The organism is Shewanella donghaensis (assembly GCF_007567505.1).
Classification (GTDB): Bacteria; Pseudomonadota; Gammaproteobacteria; order Enterobacterales; family Shewanellaceae; genus Shewanella; species Shewanella donghaensis.
Genome location: NZ_CP041783.1, coordinates 4875254 through 4890737 on the forward strand (window position 1 = coordinate 4875254; position 15484 = coordinate 4890737).

Consider the following 15484-nt stretch of genomic DNA (forward strand, 5'->3'; position numbering starts at 1 on the left):
AGGAACAATTTTTCAGGAGCGATGTTTTGGATAAAATCTTTGTAGATGAAGCTGTCACCGAGTTAAGAACCGTTGGCGACATGTTGCGTTGGGCTGTAAGTCGTTTTAACGATGCCAACATTTATTATGGGCACGGGACTGATAACGCATGGGATGAAGCTATTTCTTTGGTTTTCTATGCATTGCACTTACCTGAAGAAATCGGTCAGCAAGTGGTTCACTCAAACTTAACCAGTAGTGAAAAACATAAAATCGTTGAATTAATTATTCGTCGAGTACGTGAGCGTTTACCGGTTCCATATTTGACTAACAAAGCGCGTTTTGCTGATTTAGAGTTTTATGTTGATGAACGTGTGTTAGTGCCACGCTCTCCAATTGCTGAAATGATACATAATAACTTTAGCCCTTGGCTTTATAACAAACCTGTTAATCGCGTTATGGATTTATGTACTGGCAGTGGCTGTATCGCTATCGCTTGTGCCTACGCATTTGAAGATGCTGAAGTCGATGCACTAGATATCAGTGAAGATGCGTTAGAAGTAGCGCAAATCAACATTGAGTCATTAGATGTGTTAGATCGCGTATTCCCAATTCAATCTAATTTGTTTTCTGCAATCCCAAAAGGACCGCAATACGATTTGATCGTATCGAACCCGCCTTACGTAGATGAAGAAGATATTGGCGATATGCCAGATGAATATCATCATGAACCTGCCATTGGCTTAGCTTCTGGTCGTGATGGTTTAGATTTAACAAAACGAATTTTAGCCAATGCCACAGATTATTTAACTAAAGATGGTTTATTAGTGGTTGAAGTGGGTAACTCAATGGTGCATTTAATTGAGCAATTCCCAGATGTTCCATTTACTTGGGTAGAGTTCGAAAATGGCGGTGACGGTGTTTTTGTGCTGACCTACGATCAGCTAGTTGAAAATGAATCACTATTCGCCATCTACAAAGATAGTGAATAATAGGCATTGTGATTAATAGGCATTAGCAAATAAATTAGCTTGAGGTAATCAAATAGCATGTCAGGAAATAGCATAGGTCAAAATTTTGTAGTGACTACTTTTGGTGAAAGCCATGGGGTAGCGTTAGGTTGTATCATTGATGGTTGTCCTCCAGGTCTTGAACTCACAGTTGAAGATATGCAGCACGACTTAGATCGTCGTCGTCCAGGAACATCAAGATATACAACTGCACGCCGCGAAGCAGATGAAGTGCGTATTTTATCTGGTGTATTTGAAGATAAAACGACAGGTACCTCGATTGGTTTATTAATTGAAAATACCGATCAACGCAGTCAAGACTACTCAAATATTAAAGACTTATTCCGACCTGGTCATGCTGATTACACTTATCAGCAAAAATATGGATTTCGTGATTACCGTGGTGGCGGGCGTTCTTCTGCCCGTGAAACTGCAATGCGTGTCGCTGCTGGCGCAGTGGCGAAAAAATACCTTAAACAAGTTCACGGTATTGAAATTCATGGTTACATGTCACAGCTTGGTCCAATCTGTGCTGAATCAGTTGATTTCAATGAAATAGAGCAAAATGCTTTCTTCTTCCCTGATGCCAGTAAACTTGAGCAATTAGACGAATACATGCGTGATTTGAAGAAGTCTGGTGATTCAATCGGTGCCAAAATTACCGTTGCTGCGACAGGCGTACCCGTCGGATTAGGCGAACCAGTATTTGATCGTTTAGATGCAGATATTGCTCACGCATTAATGGGTATCAACGCTGTTAAAGGGGTTGAAATCGGCGATGGTTTTGGTGTGGTCACGCAAAAAGGTTCAGAAGGTCGTGATTTAATGTCACCGGCTGGGTTTGAATCTAATCATGCTGGTGGTGTATTGGGTGGTATTTCATCTGGCCAACCCATTGTTGCGCATATTGCATTAAAGCCTACTTCAAGTATTTCAGTTCCTGGTCAGAGTATGACCGCACAGGGAACCACCGCTGATGTGGTGACTAAAGGTCGCCATGACCCTTGTGTCGGTATTCGTGCAGTGCCAATTGCTGAAGCTATGCTCGCCATTGTGTTAATGGATCACTTGCTTCGTCATAGAGCGCAAAACCAGGATGTGGTTTCTCAAACCCCTGTTATCGGAATGAAGTAATGCCTAATTTGTTAAGCACTGAGCCAAAAGCATTTTGGCTCAGTGCTTGTTATTTCTTTTTCTTTTCCATCCTCGGCTTAATGGTTCCTTATCTCGGTGTCTTTTTTGATAACCGTGGCTTTGATGCGCAAGAAATTGGTTTTCTCATGGCAATACTCATGGGGACGCGAATAATTGCCCCTAACGTTTGGGCATTTGTTGCAGACAAAACGGGCATGCGCAGCCAGCTTATTAAATTTGGCGCCGCGGCAGCTGCGATTAGTTACATCAGTTTCTTTTTTGATGGTGGCATGGTTTATCTTGCTATTAGCTTGTTCATTTATACCTTTTTCTGGAATGCCATTCTGGCGCAATTAGAAGTCATAACTCTTGAAAGCCTGGGTGATGAAGCTCATCGATATGGCGCTATTCGAAGCTGGGGCAGTGTCGGTTATATTTGCTTAGTTATTGCTGGTGGCTTTGCTATCAGTCAGTTTGGTGCTGAAATAATACCTTCAATCGGAATGGCATTATTTATTGGTATGTTTTTGTGTTCTTTGGCGTTACCGAATAACCGCGTCAAAGTTGCAGATGCATCACTGCGGCCACCTTTAAAAATTACCGCTGCTATTTTCTGGTTTTTAGTCTCGGCTTTACTATTACAAATGAGTGTCGGGCCATTTTATGGCTTCTTCGTGCTGTATTTAAAACAAGCAGGCTATTCTGAAGCGGTTGCAGGTTTGTTTGTGGCCTTTGGGGTGGTGGTTGAAATACTTATGTTCATGTTGGCCCCTAGGTTATTGGGTCGGTTTGGGGTTAAGTTACTGTTATTAGTAAGTGTAATATTAACCGCAGTGCGCTGGTTACTGTTAGCCTACGGCGTAGATAGCATTTTGCTGCTTTCAATTAGCCAGGCGTTGCATGCATTTACCTTTGGCTTAACTCACGCAGCATCAATTCAGTTTATTCACCGAAATTTTGATATCGCCCATCGCAGCAAAGGCCAAGCCTTGTATGCCAGCATTAGCTTTGGTTTTGGTGGCGCGTTAGGGACTTGGATAAGTGGCATTATTTGGGGCGATGGCTCTGGTTCAACCCATACTTGGATTTTTGCGGCAATTTGCGCGTTATTGTCTATGTTTGCTGTGTTGGCTATTTCAGAGAAAAAAAAGGACGTTATTTCGTGAAGCGTTTTCGATTAGGTTTGATTATTAATCCCCTTGCAGGATTAGGTGGCAGTGTTGGTTTAAAAGGCTCTGATGGTGTTGCTGCGCAAGCAATTGCCAAAGGCGCTGAACCCAAAGCTCAAATTAGAATGCAACAAGCTTTAGAGGTTGTGCTGCCATTCAAAGAGCAAATCGATATTATTACCGCGTCCGGATCCATGGGGCAAAATTTAGCTCAAGAGCTTGGTTTTAATACAGCGTGTGTTTATCACTCGGCAGATATAACTGAAGCTAAAGACACACAATTAGCCGTTAAAGCACTGATCAATGAATCGTTAGATTTACTGTTATTTGCCGGTGGTGATGGTACTGCTAGAGATATTTATAGTGTCATTGAACAAGATGATTCGGTACTTTTGCCTGTGTTAGGTGTTCCTGCAGGGGTTAAAATTCACTCAGGTGTTTATGCTATAACGCCACATGCTGCAGGTGTCGTTGTAGACATGATATTAAAGCGTGAGCTTGTTAGCTTGATGGACGCCGATGTAATGGATATTGATGAAGTCGCTTTCAGAAAAGGCGTGGTTAAAGCGAAACGATACGGTGAAATGCAAGTACCTGCAGAGCCTAGATATATTCAAGCAGTAAAAATGGGCGGCAAAGAAGTCGATGAATTGGTTTTAGCTGATATCGCAGCTGATGTGATTAATCAGATGGAAGATGAGCAGTATATCATTGGCAGTGGCTCTACTGTTGCCGCGTTAATGGAAGACTTAAATATTGATAACACCTTATTAGGTGTTGATGTCATTCAAGATAAAACATTGGTTGCTGCAGATGTAACAGCAAAGCAACTAGTAGAACTGACCAATAATAAACCCACAAAGCTGGTGATTACACTCATAGGTGGACAAGGTCACATACTGGGTAGAGGTAATCAGCAGTTGTCTCCTGAGCTTATAAAACAGGTAGGTAAAGAGAATATTATCATCCTTGCCACAAAAACTAAGTTAAAAGCACTTGAAGGAAGGCCACTAATTGTGGATAGTGGCGACCCAGAATTAGATAGAGAGCTTACGGGCTATTATAAAATTGTAACTGGCTATCACGATTACGTGATGTACCAAGTTGCAAATCCAGATTTATCGGAGAGCTAAACCATGTTAGAGAAGTATGATGCTGCATTAGAATCGTGGATCGAAAGTAAAGTTGCCCATGGCGATGATGATGCGTTATTTGCCAGTGGTTACTTGCAAGGGCATATTGCTGTTGTGCTATCAAAGCTTGAGCAGGAACAGCTTTCTGGAATTGATGCGTTAGACGATAAAATGGTTGATTGTTTAGCGCTAGCAAATGACGAATTAGAAGAGCCTGATTTTAGTTTAGTGAATGATGCCTGGCAGCAACTTCGTCAAATTATTAGCGAAATTAAATAACAATGACCGAACAAACAGTTTCGATCGGATTAGTTAACCCTAAAACACCTGTCAATGTGGGCGGCATTATGCGCGCCGCAGGTTGTTATCGTGCAAATTCGGTCTTCTATACCGGTAATCGATATGCGTTAGCTTCACGCTCAGGTGAAGCGCAATATGATATTGATACCCAAAATGCCGCAGATACCATACCGCTTACGGGCGTAGAGTCTTTACTTGAACAAGTACCACAAGGCGCAAAAATTATTTGTGTCGATTTAGTGGTTGGTGCGACGCCATTACCTTTGTTTGAGCATCCACAGAATGCTTTTTATATATTTGGCCCTGAAGATGGCACCATTCCACAGCAAATTATTGATGCTGCGGATGACGTGGTGTATGTTCCGACAGTAGGGTGTATGAATTTGGCAGCTTCGGTAAATGTATTACTTTATGACCGTTTATCAAAGAACTCACAAATGGCTGCAGACGATGAGTTGATTCGAGAAAGTCGAGATAATAACAATCGCACTAAAGTGAAAACTTGGTTGAAGAAATAATTAGCTAACTTTGTCTCGTTTTAAACAGCCTTTATAATGAAAGCTCAATAAGATGATTTCTTATTGAGCTTTTTTGTATCTATAACGCGTTGGCTATAGCTATAAATAAATGAATATATTCCGTCGTTCTCACTTTTGTTCACTATACGGCTTACGCTTGACTGTATTTATCTAAGAAAGAAGTTAAAGGAGCTCGCCCATCTTGTTGATTCAATTCTGCTTTAAAGCACTGATAAATAGCTGTTTCATGTTCAGCGATAAGTTTGAATATAGGTTCTAGCTGTTTATTTTCTTGATTATGCTGTTGCTGACATTGAAGTAACCAATCTCTATATTTTATTTCATAGGGTTCAACCCATTGGCTTAATGTTAGCATTAGTTCAGGCCAAGGTAAGTGGCTCCATTTCTTAGCCTCTTTATCACCTTTTTCTGTCATCTCAGCTGTTTTAAACTCATATCTGCGAGTTAGTTTCAAAAGGTGCTTAAGTAATAACTCTGCAGTGAGCGTTTCTACAGCAACTAATGCTGACCAAAGCTTAATTTGTTCGTTATTGTCATCTACATTTTCAAAGTAACTAAAAAATGCAATGCCGTAAACCTCGCCTTCATAAGCTTGGTGGATTAGATTATTCATTTCTCTCTCATCTATTTCGACATTAGTTTTGACATCAGTAGAAGCGTGACTATTTAAAGCATTTTATCGTTGGCATCTTCAATTTGAACAAACTAGTTTAACGCTTTGCCTTTAAGTAACTTTCGTAACCACATTCTATTAGGGTTAAGCATCGCCAGCATGTCATAGCTTAGCGGTGATGTTTGCTGGCAAATCATCGCAGCTAGTGCTTCTGCGGCGAGTGGGCCTGAACTAAGCCCTCTAGAACCTAGTCCACCAAGAACAAACAAATCATCATAACTCGGTGCGTGGTGCTGCTGCCAAAATTTTCGGCTAGCGACAGTGTGTTGGTGTTGCTCAAGCGGTGCTTGGTTGTATTGGGTGAAAATAGCTTCAACATTGGGCGCTAATCCCATCATTGGGCAATGATCTCTCGTCACCATTCTTACGCCTACTCTCGCTTTTTCATCAGACACATTAATATCAGCAAGCCAATTACGATCTGGAAAACTATGATGCATTTTCTGAGCATTCTCTTGCTGCTCAGTAGGGCAATATTCCAAGCTTTCAGGAGACTTTACATAACTCGCTCCAACGCAATGGTGTTGGTTATTTTCAGGTGTGAGATAACCGTGAGCACAAATTACAGTGGATAACTTAGCAAGCTCGCCTTGTGATGGGATATGACTGACTTGCCCGCGAAATCCAGTGACCTGCAATGACTTAGTTTGACTAAACTCCGTTAACTGAGCCCCAGAAGCAACCACCACTTTTGAATGTTCAAAACGTTTACTTTCTTTTGAATTATTAACTTCAAGATACCAGCCACTCTGGTGGCATTCTGGTTCATTAGTTTCAAATGGTTCAAGCTTATCAATTTTAGTGTTCAATTTAATGTCTAGCTGACAACCGTTTTTAGTCGCAAGTGTTGAAGCATGATCTAAGGCGGCTTGCGCAAACTCGAAAGGACAAATCCAACCAGCCCAAGGGTAATAAAATGCGCGCTTATCGATGTCAATATTGGCCAGTTGATTTGCTTCTTGAGGATTAACACTAAAAGCGATTTCTTTTGGCCACGTTTGTCCAAGCATTATTTTATCAAGTCGGGCATCGCTGCGTTCATCAAATCCTGTTTGAAGAACACCGCAGAATTGATGATCAACGTGGTGACCTAAATGGGTTAAAGCTTGTAAACGGCGACGGCTAAATAAAAAGGCTTGCTGAAAATACTGACTCATTAGATTGTTATCAGGCGTTAATAGGGGATATATAGCGCCTTGTTTGTTACCTGATGCGCCATCTGCAACTTTGTCATCTTTGCAATATATCGTGACACTTTGACCTCGCTCAATCAGTGATAAGGCAAGGTGCGCGGCAGCTATTCCGCCGCCGATAATCGCCACGGAGTCATCAACTTGATTAATTGAATTGGTGGGTGTTAAACAATAGGCGTACATAGCGTCACTGGAATGTCGCAGTGCTTGTCGCTCCTGTATGGCAATGGTATCCATTGTTTCAATGGCGCTTACATTGTTGTCAGATTTGACATTAAAGCCTGTTTTATCAGCTAACTCGTTTAATTTCAGGCTTGCTGTCTGCGCTGACTCACTGTCAAAATGACTGTTATTGAAGTGAATCGTGGCATCATCGCTACTGAGTCGACCCATTTGCCACAATAGTTTTTCATTTATATTTTGATCTATAAATGATGGGGTAATCGTATTTGGTAACCAATGCCAATGTGATATCGACATGGCTTTAGCATTCGGAATGCTTTGACAGTTTACTAATAAAGAGCCGAAATAGAGATCTACGGTGAATAAACCTTCATTCAGAATAAGTCGTTGGCAGCCAGAAATTTTGGCTATGCAGGCATTTTTAAGTTGCTGTGCAAACGAATAAAATGGGTGTTGTTGATCAATATGTTGTTGTAAAAAAGCTATTTCATCAGAATTTATTGAATTAGTTTCAAATAAACTTAAATGGGTTTTTTGCTGATGTTTTTTAGCTAAATGCCCAACTTGCATCAGCTCCATACCAATACCTAAGCCTATTTGAGCAATTGAGACAGTTTTATTAGAGACTGCATTGTCTGACAAGACAGTTTCATAATAATGCCTTATGCTTGCTGCATAATCAGGGTTTTGACAGTAACTACTTGGATATTTGGCCGATAATGTTGCACAATCTCGGTCAACAAAAAGGAAGTCAGTGGTTAATTTGGTCAAAATTCGCTACTCAAAATGATTCAATTGAGATTATTTTACCTGTGTTTGCTGAAAGCTGACCACTTTATTCATCTAAAGCGGATATCATTGCCTCAGCAAAATTAGGTACTGACATGTACAAAATGGATAGCAAAAAATGAAAAGAGTCGTAATTACAGGTTTAGGTGTGGTTTCTAGCATCGGTAATAACAAGCAAGAAGTGACAGAGTCATTAAAAGCTGGACGTAGTGGTATTACCCATTCAGATCAATTTGAAGAAATGAAATTACGTAGTCATGTTTGGGGGGAAATTAAATTAAATCCTGCTGACCATATTGACCGTAAAGCATTACGCTTCATGGGCGATGCAGCCGCTTATGCTTATATCGCTATGCAAGAAGCTATTAGTGATGCCAATTTGACAGAGGAGCAATATTCTCATCATCGTGTGGGTTTAGTGGTCGGTACTGGTGGTGCATCATCTAAAAACCAAGTTCAAGCCGCAGATACTTTACGTGAAAAAAGCGTTAAACGTGTTGGCCCTTACATTGTACCGCGCATTATGGCGAGTACAGCGAGTGCATGTTTAGCGACACCGTTCAAAATTAAAGGTATGAACTATTCAATTAGTTCAGCTTGTGCCACTTCTGCACATTGTATTGGCCATGCCGCTGAGCTAATCCAGATGGGTAAGCAAGATATGGTATTTGCTGGTGGTGCTGAAGAATTAGATTGGACCCTAACTATGGGTTTCGATGCTATGGGCGCGCTTTCAACGAAATACAATGACGCTCCTGAAAAAGCGTCACGTACTTATGATGCTGACCGTGATGGTTTTGTTATCTCTGGCGGCGGCGGAATCGTGGTGGTTGAAGAATTAGAGCATGCGTTAGCACGCGGCGCTAAAATATATGCTGAAATCATTGGTTATGGTGCATCTTCTGATGGCTATGACATGGTTGCTCCATCAGGTGAAGGTGCTGTACGTTGTATGCAAATGGCCTTAGCTGATGTTGATACTCCAATTGATTATATCAATACTCATGGCACTTCTACACCTGTAGGTGACGTACGTGAGCTTGAAGCTTTGCATGAAGTTTTCCCTGAAAACATGCCTCCTGTTGCTTCTACTAAATCAATGACTGGGCATGCACTGGGCGCTGCTGGTGTTCATGAAGCGATTTATAGCTTGATGATGATGGAAAACAGTTTTATCGCTCCAAGTATCAATATTGATACGCCAGACGAAAAAGCAGCAGGTGTTCCTATCGTAACTGAATACCGTGATGCAGAACTGACAACAGTCATGAGTAACAGCTTTGGTTTCGGTGGTACAAACGCAACTTTGGTTATGCGTAAGTATAAATAAGCTTTTACCTCGACTTTCTGAGTCGTTTGTAAAGTAGTTAAAGCCTTCTCGTCGACAGATTAGAAGGCTTTTTTGTGGGTGACTTTTTATGGCTTTTAAATAGGTTAATTGCTATTTTTAACAAAGTTAATCAATGGATAGCGAAAACAATATTTCTATTTCATAGGTACCTATAGGTTCTAATAACTTGATAGAATAAGTTCATATTCACTGTATTTATGGCTTATTGCACTTATGAAAATCGTTGCGGATGAAAACATGCCCTATGTGGAAGCATTATTTGGACATTTAGGAAGTATTGAACGAGTTAATGGTAGAACATTAGCGTCAGAGCAATTAATCGATGTCGATGTATTGTTAGTGCGCTCTGTGACCAAAGTGAATAAAGCACTATTGTCCAAAGCCAACAAGTTAATGTTTGTTGGCAGTGCAACCATTGGCACTGACCACATCGACTTAGATTATCTAGCTCAGAAAAATATTCCTTTTACTAATGCACCAGGTTGCAATGCAACCGCGGTAGGTGAGTATGCTTTCATTGCCATGCTTGAGCTGGGCAAACGGTTTAATCAACCCATTAAAAACAAAGTTGTTGGCATTGTTGGTGCCGGCAATACCGGTTCGGCTTTAGAAAAGTGTTTAACAGCTTATGGTATGAAAGTGTTGTTATGCGATCCGATTCTAGAAAAAAGCGATTCGGATAAACGCCAATTCGTGTCATTAGATACCATTATTGAACAAGCCGATATCATCAGTTTACATGTGCCGATTACCAAAGATGGCATTGATCAAACCTGGTATTTATTCGATGAAACTCGATTAATGCAGTTAAGAGACAATACTTGGCTATTAAACTGTTGTCGTGGTGAGGTTATTGATAATAAAGCCTTGATAAAAGTAAAGCGCCAACGTGATGATTTAAAATTAGTATTAGATGTCTGGGAAGGCGAACCAAACCCAATGGAAGAGTTGGTGCCATTAGCTGAATTTGCAACGCCACATATTGCCGGTTATAGCTTAGAGGGCAAAGCGAAAGGCACATTCATGTTGTTTGATAAATTGTGCAACATTTTAGCCATCCCCAACGATAAATCGGTATCGGGTTTATTACCTGCATTTTTCATTAATCAGGTATCTTCTTCTGAGCAATTAACCGAAAGTCAATTATTAACCATTGCGAGATTGGTTTATTCACTTAAAGATGACGATGAATTGTTTAGAAAAACTTTCCTTAATAACAATGGGTTCGATCATATGAGAAAAAATCACACTCATAGACGCGAATTTAGTGCATTGTCGCTAGTCAACACAGGGCATAGTGAGGTAAATTGTATTTATAAATTAGGATTTTCAGGAGTCGAGCGTTAATTATGTCACAGGAATTTAATGTTGTTGTTTTAGGTGCGTCGGGCGCAGTGGGTCAAACTATGATTGAGATCCTCGAAGAGCGAAAGTTTCCGGTAGCAAACTTATACCCATTAGCCAGTAGCCGCAGTGCAGGTGAAACGGTTAGCTTTAATGGTAAACAAGTCGAAATTCTTGATGTGGAAACGTTCGATTGGAGCACTGCTCAAATTGGTTTCTTCTCAGCTGGTGGCGATGTTTCTGCTAAATGGGCTCCTATAGCAGGTGAACAAGGTTGTGTTGTTATTGATAACACCTCTCACTTTCGTTATGACATCGATGTGCCATTAGTCATACCTGAGGTTAACCCTGAAGCCATTGCAGATTTCCGTAACCGAAATATCATTGCAAACCCTAATTGCTCAACTATCCAAATGTTAGTTGCCTTAAAACCTATTTATGACGCATTTGGTATCTCGCGTATTAACGTGGCAACTTACCAATCTGTGTCTGGATCAGGTAAGCAAGCAATTGATGAACTAGCGGGTCAAACATCAAAATTATTACAAGGTCTACCTGCTGAAAACAAGGTATACCCTAAACAAATTGCCTTTAACGTATTACCTCAAATTGATGTATTTATGGATAATGGCTACACCAAAGAAGAAATGAAAATGGTGTGGGAAACCCAGAAGATTTTTGGTGATCACGATATCGTGGTTAATCCAACAGCAGTGCGTGTACCTGTTTTTTACGGTCATTCAGAAGCTGTACATCTAGAAACACGTCAACCTGCTGAAGCTGAAGAAATTAAAGCGGTTTTACGAGATGCAGAAGGCATTGTGTTATTTGAAAATGACGAAGATTACCCTACTGTAGTCACTGATGCAGCGGGTACCGACCCTGTATTTGTTGGCCGTGTGAGAAAAGATATTTCTCATGATTATGGTATAAATTTGTGGGTTACAGCCGATAACATACGTAAAGGTGCTGCTTTAAACAGTGTTCAAATAGCTGAAGTCTTAATTAGAGATTATTATTAAGACGATATATCTCTACAAATAGAGCTATTTAGATTAAAAAGCCTGCAGCCTGTAGGCTTTTTTCGTTTTACCGTTGTTCGCAGTAGCAGGGTAATTAAATCTGGTTTATAGTCTTAATACTAAAACTAATAAATACAATTGCCTAAAGCCAGTTGTCATGATGACAACCCCATAGCGCTAAAAGGGAAAGATTGATGATGCTTCGTAATTCTTATTTTGTTGGCATAATGGCCTGTGCACTGGTCGCTGTTTCTGCTTATTCATTTATTGAACCTGCCCATGCAGAGACTCTAAAAATCACCGGGCCTAATGGTGAGGTCAATTCAACCGTTGCACGTCAATATGGACCTACAACATCAGCAGACACTTTTTGGAGTATTGCTCAAAAAGTAAGACCGAATAGTAATATTTCTATTTACCAAGTGATGGCGGCATTATTTGATGCTAATCCGCATGCCTTTAGTAGCGATAATTATAATTCTTTAGAACGTGGCATGACCCTGTTAGTCCCTTCTGCTGATGTTATGGGACAAATATCTAAAGTTGATGCCAAAGTTAGAGCCGAAAATAACGATAAACGTCTGCCTAATGCTAACCAAACCCCAAATTCGCAACAAACGGTTACTACTCCAGCAGTGCAACCAAAAGCTGTCTCGCCTCAAAAACCGTTGCAGATTATCGCCGAAAAGCCCAAGGAAACCGTTAATGCCAGTCAGCCAATGATTGATGAATTAACGATTAAATTAGAAGATGAGCAAAATAAGAGTTTGTCTTTGACGGATGAATTAGCACGTTCTGAAGATATGCTAATGATTAAGGATGCAGACAATGTAGCGTTAAAGTCTAAAATCCAAGAGCTAACCCTGCAGTTATCAATGTTACAAGAAGACTTTCAATTACTGTCTGAAAAGCAGGTCGCTCTTGAAACTGCCCATAAACAATTAATAGAAGAAACCAGCAAACCTGCAGTGGTAGAAGAACCTGCTGATTTCTGGCGTTCACTTTCTGACAATATGCTGTTGTTAGCTATTGCTGCTGCATTGCCACTCATCCTGATTTTCCTATTTATTTTCTGGTTAATGCGTCGTAAAAACAATCAATCTTCTCAAGATGTGCAAGAACCTATTAATAACGCAGAGTCGAATGAAGCTTTAGCTGAAACTAATGATTTAGACAATTTAGACAATTTAGACGATATAGAAAGTCTTGCAATTCACCTCGACGATGATGAAAGTAGCGATGAGCTAACTTTAGATGAACCAGATAATGCAGAGATGTATATTGTCGAGGAAGAAGCAAATGAAGACATAGCGACTGAAGAAGATGAAGGGACTTCTTTAGATGATTTATGGGCTGAAGCCATGGAAGAGCAAGAAGATGACTTGCAGCCTCTCGAATCAGATGAAGAAGATTTTGATAGTTTACTTGATGGTCTTGATGAATTACCCGCTGATGTTAATGACGATAAAACTGACGAAGAAGATTTAGATAGTCTATTAGCTGAGTTCGACATGCCTGCTGAAGAACCTGCAGTTTCAGAGCCTAAGGCAGATCCGCAAGATGATATCGACAGCTTATTAGCTGACTTTGATTTACCGGCAGAAGAATCAGTCGTTGAAGATAGTGCAACAGAAGTTGAATCCGCTGCTGAAGCACCAGCAAGTGATCCCCAAGATGATATTGACAGCCTATTAGCTGACTTTGATTTACCGGCAGAAGAATCAGTCGTTGAAGATAGTGCAACAGAAGTTGAATCCGCTGCTGAAGCACCAGCAAGTGATCCCCAAGATGATATCGACAGCTTATTAGCTGACTTTGATTTACCGGCAGAAGAACCTGTCATTGAAGATAGTGAAACTGAAGTTGAATCTACTACTGAAGCGTCAGTAAGTGATCCACAAGATGATATCGATAGTTTGTTGGCTGACTTAGATTTACCAGCAGAAGAATCTGTCATTGAAGATAGTGAAACTGAAGTTGAATCTACTACTGAAGCGTCAGTAAGTGATCCACAAGATGATATCGATAGTTTGTTGGCTGACTTTGATTTACCAGCAGAAGAACCTGTCATTGAAGATAGTGAAACCGAAGTTGAATCTACTACTGAAGCGTCAGTAAGTGATCCACAGGATGATATTGACAGTTTATTAGCTGACTTTGATCTACCAGCAGAAGAACCTGTAGTTGAAGACAGCGAAATCCAAGTTAAAGCTGCTGAAGCATCAGTTAGCGATTCGCAAGATGATATCGACAACTTATTAGCATCTATTGATGTAGAAGATAACGCCGAAGTTCCACATGATTTTACTGCAGAGATAGCAGCTGAATTAGAGGATGATGTCGCTGTTACGTTAGATGAAACAGATAATATCGATGAGCTAATCGCTGAAGTTGATACAGATAAAGAGTTTTCACCGTTAGTCCCTGAAAATGTTGAACAGGAACTGACTTCAGAGCTTGAACAAATTGAGTCAGACCTTGAAATTGATACCGATAATACCGACATTGATTCATTGATTTCTGATTTAGAAACCGAAGTGCCAGATAAAGCCGAAGAGTCATTTGAAGGTGCCGATGATTTTGCAGCCCAAATAGCAGCGGAATTAGAGCAAGAAGATGATCAGGAAACACTTGATACCGATTTAGATGCACTACTTGCCGATCTTGATACAACACCAGAACCTGTTTCTAACGATACGAATTTAGGTGAAACATCAACAGATGGGCTAACATTTGCCACTGGCGATGAAGCCACGCTAGACATTGAAGATGATGCCCAAGATAACCCTCTGGTTAATGAGCTATTAGCTGCTGAGAAGTCCATCGAATCGGATAGCGCTAAAGAGACTAATACTGACATTGATGACTTAGACGCTTTGCTGGCTGATTTTGATGTGGATAAGTTAGAAGATGATGAGCAGCCATTATTCACCGCAGATGACAATAATGCATCTGAAGCTGAGTTTGATACCATGTTAGCGGGTTTGTCAGCGACAGATGAAACTGATTTAAACTTGGTTGATGAAAATGAGTCGCTCGATGGTCAGGTCGATTTCCAAGCTAAAGAGTCGGGCTTTTTTGACGATTTAAAATCAACTAAGACTGATTCAGCATCGTTAGACTGGGAAGCAGAATTATTCAAACAAGCGAGTAATCAAGATTCTGTTAATCCTGCTGATGATTCAAATGAAGACCAGTTAATCGATGACAGTTTAATTGAAGATAATTTGACTGTTGAGGAAGCGCTTGCAGCGCTTGATGCTAAAGAAAGTAAACCCAGCGAACCCACTGAAGATGCACTTGCTAGCTTTGAAAAAAGTAACGATTATATCGATATAGATGCTTTGTTAAATGATGCCGACGAAGTCGTTGATGTCAGTGATCAATATAAAGATGTTGAAGTTGATGTGGGCGAAGTTAATGCTCTCATCGGCAACGCCGAAATGATTGATGTTGATGATGAAGAAAACTCCGTTAATGCCAAATTAGATTTAGCACGTGCTTATATTGAAATTGAAGATGAAGATTCAGCAAAAGCGCTACTTGCAGAAGTGAATATTGATGGTAATGAACGTCAACAAGTTGAAGCAACAAAACTACTTAGTGATATGAAATAAGAACAAGTTTTGTGTGATTAGCTTTATATGATTTTTTTGAAAACGGCG

12 protein-coding genes are annotated in these 15484 nt (G+C 40.4%); 10 read left to right on the top strand and 2 right to left on the bottom strand.

All coding sequences use genetic code 11. The annotated features are described in order from the left end of the window. Positions 1–26 precede the first annotated feature (26 nt). The 6 genes from prmB to FPK91_RS20770 are packed head-to-tail and all read left to right on the top strand — an operon-like array spanning position 27 to position 5243. On the top strand, positions 27–971 hold the full coding sequence (gene prmB, locus FPK91_RS20745) for a 50S ribosomal protein L3 N(5)-glutamine methyltransferase (RefSeq protein ID WP_144213971.1): 945 nt from the start codon (positions 27–29) through the stop codon (positions 969–971). A 57-nt stretch (positions 972–1028) separates the two neighbouring features. Continuing rightward, entirely contained in the window at positions 1029–2123 is a 1095-nt protein-coding gene (gene aroC / locus FPK91_RS20750; protein ID WP_144213973.1) for a chorismate synthase, read from the top strand. Then, a complete protein-coding gene (locus FPK91_RS20755; protein ID WP_144213975.1) occupies positions 2123–3289 on the top strand; it encodes an MFS transporter in 1167 nt (388 codons plus the stop codon). Before aroC ends, FPK91_RS20755 begins: the two co-directional genes overlap by 1 nt. Then, entirely contained in the window at positions 3286–4425 is a 1140-nt protein-coding gene (locus FPK91_RS20760) for an ATP-NAD kinase family protein (protein ID WP_144213977.1), read from the top strand. The genes FPK91_RS20755 and FPK91_RS20760 overlap by 4 nt, the downstream gene beginning before the upstream one ends. Positions 4426–4428: 3 nt before the next feature. After that, positions 4429–4704 carry a YfcL family protein gene (locus FPK91_RS20765; RefSeq protein ID WP_144213979.1) on the top strand — a complete coding sequence of 92 codons (276 nt, stop codon included), beginning with the start codon at positions 4429–4431 and terminating at the stop codon, positions 4702–4704. Beyond that, a complete protein-coding gene (locus FPK91_RS20770; protein WP_405127376.1) occupies positions 4701–5243 on the top strand; it encodes an RNA methyltransferase in 543 nt (180 codons plus the stop codon). Before FPK91_RS20765 ends, FPK91_RS20770 begins: the two co-directional genes overlap by 4 nt. 151 nt (positions 5244–5394) lie before the next feature. On the opposite strand, the gene FPK91_RS20775 is transcribed toward FPK91_RS20770, so the two are convergent. Both FPK91_RS20775 and mnmC read right to left on the bottom strand, forming a co-directional pair. After that, on the bottom strand, positions 5395–5877 hold the full coding sequence (locus tag FPK91_RS20775; RefSeq protein WP_144213983.1) for a hypothetical protein: 483 nt from the start codon (positions 5875–5877) through the stop codon (positions 5395–5397). 92 nt (positions 5878–5969) lie between these two features. Further along, positions 5970–8084, bottom strand: coding sequence for an FAD-dependent 5-carboxymethylaminomethyl-2-thiouridine(34) oxidoreductase MnmC (gene mnmC / locus FPK91_RS20780; RefSeq protein WP_227006642.1), 2115 nt, complete (start codon positions 8082–8084; stop codon positions 5970–5972). A gap of 136 nt (positions 8085–8220) precedes the next feature. On the opposite strand from mnmC, the gene fabB reads away from it, so the two are divergent. The 4 genes from fabB to FPK91_RS20800 all read left to right on the top strand — a co-directional run bounded on the left by fabB (position 8221) and on the right by FPK91_RS20800 (position 15436). Beyond that, positions 8221–9432 carry a beta-ketoacyl-ACP synthase I gene (gene fabB / locus FPK91_RS20785; protein ID WP_144213985.1) on the top strand — a complete coding sequence of 404 codons (1212 nt, stop codon included), beginning with the start codon at positions 8221–8223 and terminating at the stop codon, positions 9430–9432. Between the two features lie 234 nt (positions 9433–9666). Next, the gene (locus tag FPK91_RS20790) at positions 9667–10800 is read left to right on the top strand and encodes a 4-phosphoerythronate dehydrogenase (protein ID WP_144213987.1); all 1134 of its coding nucleotides are present in this window, start codon (positions 9667–9669) and stop codon (positions 10798–10800) included. Between the two features lie 2 nt (positions 10801–10802). Beyond that, positions 10803–11819, top strand: a complete 1017-nt coding sequence (locus FPK91_RS20795; RefSeq protein ID WP_144213989.1) for an aspartate-semialdehyde dehydrogenase — start codon at positions 10803–10805, stop codon at positions 11817–11819. A 194-nt stretch (positions 11820–12013) separates the two neighbouring features. Continuing rightward, positions 12014–15436 carry a FimV/HubP family polar landmark protein gene (locus FPK91_RS20800; protein ID WP_144213991.1) on the top strand — a complete coding sequence of 1141 codons (3423 nt, stop codon included), beginning with the start codon at positions 12014–12016 and terminating at the stop codon, positions 15434–15436. Positions 15437–15484: the final 48 nt, after the last annotated feature.